The organism is Microcoleus sp. Pol12B4, assembly GCF_036701385.1.
Classification (GTDB): Bacteria; Cyanobacteriota; Cyanobacteriia; order Cyanobacteriales; family Microcoleaceae; genus Microcoleus.
Map to the genome: position 1 here is coordinate 1 of NZ_JAUBQR010000314.1, position 5,787 is coordinate 5,787.

Annotated in this window: 4 protein-coding genes; all 4 read left to right on the top strand. The window is 44.0% G+C overall.

Going from position 1 to position 5,787, the window contains the following annotated elements; translation table 11 throughout:
* Positions 1-12: 12 nt before the first annotated feature.
* Entirely contained in the window at positions 13-1,218 is a 1,206-nt protein-coding gene (locus QUA38_RS27050; RefSeq protein WP_333167348.1) for a 4-hydroxy-3-methylbut-2-enyl diphosphate reductase, read from the top strand.
* A 702-nt stretch (positions 1,219-1,920) separates the two neighbouring features.
* Positions 1,921-3,879 (top strand): CHASE3 domain-containing protein, encoded by a 1,959-nt coding sequence (locus tag QUA38_RS27055; RefSeq protein WP_333167342.1) that lies wholly within the window; start codon positions 1,921-1,923, stop codon positions 3,877-3,879.
* Positions 3,842-4,288, top strand: a complete 447-nt coding sequence (locus QUA38_RS27060; RefSeq protein ID WP_333167344.1) for a response regulator — start codon at positions 3,842-3,844, stop codon at positions 4,286-4,288. Before QUA38_RS27055 ends, QUA38_RS27060 begins: the two co-directional genes overlap by 38 nt.
* 195 nt (positions 4,289-4,483) lie before the next feature.
* Positions 4,484-5,787 (top strand): response regulator (locus tag QUA38_RS27065; RefSeq protein WP_333167346.1); only part of this gene is annotated, 1,304 nt, incomplete at its 3' end.

A 5,787-nucleotide genomic window follows, 5' to 3' on the forward strand; every position in this document is an offset into this window, starting at 1 on the left:
ACTCGATACCGCATGGATACTAAAGCTTTTAAACGATCGCTCCAACAGTCTGAAAACTACCACCGCAAGGGTTTCGGACACGAAGCTGAGGTAGCTGGCGTGATGCAGACAGCTTATCAAAGCAGTCTGATCCAGCAAATTCGGGACAATAATTACAGGCTAGAACGTGGCGCAGTCACGATCCGGCTGGCTGAGGCTTTTGGCTTTTGCTGGGGGGTGGAACGCGCTGTAGCTATTGCTTACGAGACTCGCCAGCATTTCCCCTCGGAACGGATTTGGATTACTAATGAGATTATTCATAATCCGTCTGTCAATCAGCATTTGCGGGATATGGAAGTTGGTTTTATTGCTGTTGAGAATGGGCAGAAAAATTTTTCGGTTGTCGATAGTGGCGATGTGGTAATTTTACCTGCTTTTGGAGCGAGTGTTCAAGAAATGCAGTTGCTTAATGATAAGGGCTGCAAAATTGTTGATACTACTTGTCCTTGGGTTTCTAAGGTTTGGAATACTGTTGAAAAGCACAAAAAGAAGGATTACACTTCGATTATTCACGGTCAGTACAAGCATGAGGAAACTGTTGCTACGAGTTCTTTTGCTAATAAGTATTTGATTGTGCTGAATTGGCAAGAAGCTGAATATGTCAGCAATTATATCTTGCATGGGGGCGACCGCGATGAGTTTCTTGCTAAGTTTAGTAAGGCTTATTCTGCTGGTTTTGACCCGGATATGGATTTAGAAATGGTGGGGATTGCTAACCAAACTACCATGCTCAAAACTGAAACCGAAAATATTGGCAAGTTGTTTGAAAAAACGATGATGCGGAAGTTCGGACCGGAGAATTTGAGCGAGCATTTTCAGAGTTTTAATACTATCTGCGATGCGACTCAGGAACGGCAAGATGCTATGTTGAGTTTGGTTGAAGAAAAGTTAGATTTGATGCTGGTGATTGGGGGTTTTAATTCTTCTAATACTACGCATTTGCAGGAAATTGCGATCGACAAAAATATTCCTTCTTATCACATTGATTGTGCAGAGCGGATTTTACCAGGAAATCGCATCGAACACAAGCCTTTGGGGGGAGATTTGGTCGTAGCTGAAGGTTGGCTACCGGATGGTAAAATTGTGGTGGGTGTGACTTCGGGTGCTTCTACACCTGATAAGGTTGTTGAGGATGCAATCGATCGCATTTTGACCATGAAACCCGCTGCAGTTGCCTAATTATATCGTTTTCGCTGCCATCGGAATCATCCTTTTGCGAGTGCTGTGCGATCCTCTCGCAAACAGAGTATGATTCCGATGTTACCGGATTTGATATTAAATTAATTTCAATCGATGAATCCTCCGCAATTACCCGATAGCTCGCATTTTTGATACTATTGATCGGTATCATTGCTCCTGTGGATTTCTCCCCTGCTTCCGTAGGTTACTTTTTAAATAAAATATTAAAAATTTGCTTTTTTTTGGGGTAAGAAGCTTGACTTGGCTAGCTGGATAATGTATACATTTGATAATCGGAATACTGACCAAAATATAATTATTTCACCACTCCGATTATTTAATCTATATTCCAAAAATCAAGTTAAATTAATATGTAAAAACTCTTTTCTTTGAGCCGCAATTTGAAACTGCAAAGGAAAACGAACGATACAAAAATCGATGAAAAAAAGGCTAATTAAGCTTTGCAGGCTATCCTAGATTGTCTGGTGTCTGCCTGAATCACAAGAGGCAAAAAAGCGCTCTCTCGAATCTCAGACTTAAGGCAGATGCAAGGAGTAACCCGACTAAACTAAACAAAAAATTGATTGCACATCTGAGCCTTAAATTTATAGGCTTTAGTCGCCATTTCTGACCGCGGGAAAAATTTGGGTATTCTTAATCCAGCTAGAATAAAAAAAGCAGGACTCGCACGCCAAGTATTTCATGAAACAATCGCTGACTCCCCAAATCACCGCAGGTATCGGAATGGTCGTGGCGCTGCTAATTTTCAATGCGGCAACTTCCTACCGCAACACTCTCAAGTTGGTAGAAAACGAACGCTGGGTCAGCCACACTCACCAAGTTTTAACCGAACTCGAAGCTACGCTTTCCACGTTAAAAGATGCTGAAACCGGACAGCGCGGTTATTTGCTGACGGGAGAAGAACGGTATTTAGAACCTTATTACAGCGCGATCGCCCGCATCAACCAGCAAGTAGCCGGATTGCAGCAGCTAACGGCTGACAATAACCGGCAGCAACAGCGCCTTCGCGATTTGAAAATTGCGATCGGCTCTAAATTAGCCGACCTTGAAAGAACCCTCAATCTGCGACGCAAACAAAACTTAGCAGCAGCCGTGCGCCAAATAAAAACCGGTAGGGGAAAGCAAATCATGGGGGAAATTCGGCAGCAGATAGCCACCATGACTGCTGAAGAAACTCAGCTATTGCAGCAGCGCGCCCGAGAATCTAAAAAAAGCGCTAATTTGACCATCCTGACTTTTACCGTTGCGAGTTTAGTAAATTTCCTGTTGATGCTGTTGGTTTACTATTTGGTGAAGCGCGATCGAACTTTGCGCGACAATGCCGAAATTAAGCAAAATCAACTTTTAGACCAGCTAGAGCACGATCGCCACTCCCTGCAATTAAGTGAAGAACGTTTTCGCAGCGCCATTCTCAACGCACCACTGCCAATTATGCTGCACGCTGAAAACGGAGAAGTTTTGCAAATTAACTGCGCTTGGACAGAACTCTCAGGCTACGAATACTCAGAAATTCCCACAATTGAAGATTGGACAGAAAAAGCTTACCACAGCCGCAAATCCCTAGTGCAAGCAGATATCGAGCGGCTGCACCGCTTAAACGCCCGCATTTCTGAAGGCGAATATATGATTGCCACAGCCAGTGGCGAAACTCGTATTTGGGAGTTTTATTCCGCACCTTTAGGTCAGCTTTGCGACGGCAGAAGTTTAGTAATTAGTACCGCCATTGACATAACAGCGCGCAAACAAGCAGAAGCGGAAATTCGGATGCTCAACGCTACCTTAGAACGGCGAGTAGAACTACGCACCAATCAACTTCAAGCAGCTAACGAAGAATTAGAAGCTTTCGCCTATACCGTAGCCCACGATTTGCGTGCCCCCCTGCGGGGAATGCAAGGATTGGCTGAAGCTTTATTAGAAGATTACCGTGACATCCTCGACGAACTCGGTCAAGAATACGCCCAGCAAATTGTTAATTCTGGGCAACAACTAGAAGAATTGATCCAAGATTTGCTAGCTTACAGCCGCCTGAGCAGCACAGATTTATCGATGCAAGTTTTAGACTTAGGATCTGCTGTTGCCGAGGCAATTGCTATGGTACAAGCTGACGCTAAATCCAGGCACGCTCAAATCAGTGTTCGATCGCCCTTGCCTGCGGTAATTGCCCACCGCGTTACTTTAGTTCAAGTAATCGCCAATCTGCTCACGAATGCTATAAAATTTGTGCAAGGCACACCACCCCAAGTGCAGATCTGGGCGGAGGAAATTGAGCATTCTCAAGAGGGAGAGACAAATAGCAATACAGTGGGAGAATTGGCAAAGGCGACAGTGGGACAGTGGGAGCATTCCCAGTTACTGATGGTCAGTAGCCTATTGCCAGTCTGCATCATCCGTCTGTGGGTAGAAGACAACGGCATCGGTATTACTCCTGAACATCAAAAACGCATTTTTCGCGTTTTTGAACGGCTGCACGGTATAGAATCTTACCCCGGAACTGGTATAGGATTAGCTATTGTAAAAAAAGGAGTCGATCGCATGGGCGGTCAAGTTGGAGTGGAATCTCAAGTAGGACAAGGCAGTCGATTTTGGATACAATTGAGGAAGCATGACGCAAATGCAGACGATTTTGCTGGTGGAAGATAACCCCGTTGATATTCTATTAATGCAGCGGGCTTTTCGCAATGACACTTTTGCTAATACTTCGCTGCAAATTGTTCGAGATGGAGATGCAGCGGTTTTTTATTTAAATGGTGACGGAGAGTACAGCGATCGCGATCGCTATCCTTTACCTAGGATAATTTTACTAGATTTGAAGTTGCCCAGGCGATCTGGTCACGAGGTTCTGGTTTGGCTAAAGCAGCAGCCGGAACTAAAACGCTTGCCAGTGGTTATGCTTACTTCTTCTAGCCAAACACTTGATGTCAAGCGAGCTTACGATTTAGGGGTAAATTCTTATTTGGTTAAACCGATCGGGTTTGCTTCTTTAGTGGAAATGATGCAGAGTTTTAGCCAGTATTGGCTCAATTATACCGAACTGCCGGAACCTCTATAATTTGCGCGTTTTTAGTGGCGATTTCTCGATTTTTATTACTTGTTTCCTCGTTACCAGGGTATTTTTGACAACGAGGAAATTAAGTTTCGAGTGAGGACTCGCGTCATCTATCATTTGAAACAGGTCACCTCCAACATTTTTATTCGCAGTGATTTCTCGGCACCCTAACTAACAACTAAATTATAATTTTTAAAAGTGGTAAACATTCTAGTAATTGACGACAACCCTACCGATCGGCTACTCGTCAAACGCGAATTAGAGCGGCAATTTTCGCCATTGCAAGTAACGGAAGTTTTCGACAATAAATTGTTCGTGGAAGCAGTGAATCGAGGTCGATTCAATCTGGTGATTACCGATTACCAACTGCGCTGGACGAACGGTTTAGATGTGCTTAAAACTATCAAAGCACGTTATCCAGAATGCCCGATTATAATGTTTACAAATACTGGCAATGAAGAAATTGCTGTAGAGGCGATGAAATCCGGATTGGACGATTACATTATCAAGTCGCCTAAGCACTACGTCCGCCTTTGCGTTGCTGTTCGCACAGTGCTCGATCGAGTTGCCGCCTGGGAACGAGTCGCCCGACTAGAAAATCAACTTAATTCTCTGTTAGACCGCTTAAATGTCGGAGTTTTTCGAGCGAGTTCCCAGGGGCAGCTTTTGGAAAGTAATCAAGCTTTTTTGCGCTTGTTTGATGCCAGTAATTTAGCAGATGTCCAAGGGATTTATCTGCAGCAATTGTTTTTGCAATTGGTAGATTCAGGGGAGTCTCGGTGCCAAAATCTAGAAATTACATTTCCTTTGGCAGACGGTCGAGTAAAATGGATTCGGTTTACTCAATATGTTTACAGCGCAGAAGGTGAAAGTACGATCGACGGATTGGTGGAAGATATTACCGAACTCAAGCAAGCTGAACTTGCTTTGCGCGAATTTAATGAAACTTTGGAAGAGCGGGTGAGAGAGCGTACTGCTGAGTTAGAAGAAGTTAATGCACAGCTAGAATCGTTTACGTATTCAGTTTCTCACGACTTGCGCGCTCCTTTGCGGGGAATTTTGTTTTTTGCTGAAATATTGCTCAACGATCAAGTTAGCAACTTGGATGCTACCTCACAAGATTACTTGTACCGGATTACGGATGCTGCCAGTCTGATGAATAGTTTAATCGAAAATTTGCTAGAGTACAGCCGCCTCAGCAAAGCTAACTTGCCACTAAAAGCAGTCTCTCTTAATTTAATTGTGGCTCGATCGATCGCGCAACTAGAGACCGAAATTGCCCAAAAACAAGCTCGCATAACGGTTGTCGAACCGCTACCTGCGGTATTGGCACATCCTCCTACGCTGCTGCAAGTTTTGGCTAACTTGCTCTCCAATGCTATTAAGTTCGTGCAGCCTGGGATAGCTCCCCAGGTGCGAGTTTATGCAGAAGCTGAGGATGAATATATCTATCTTTGGGTAGAAGACAACGGCATTGGTATTGACGAAAAATTTCATGGTAG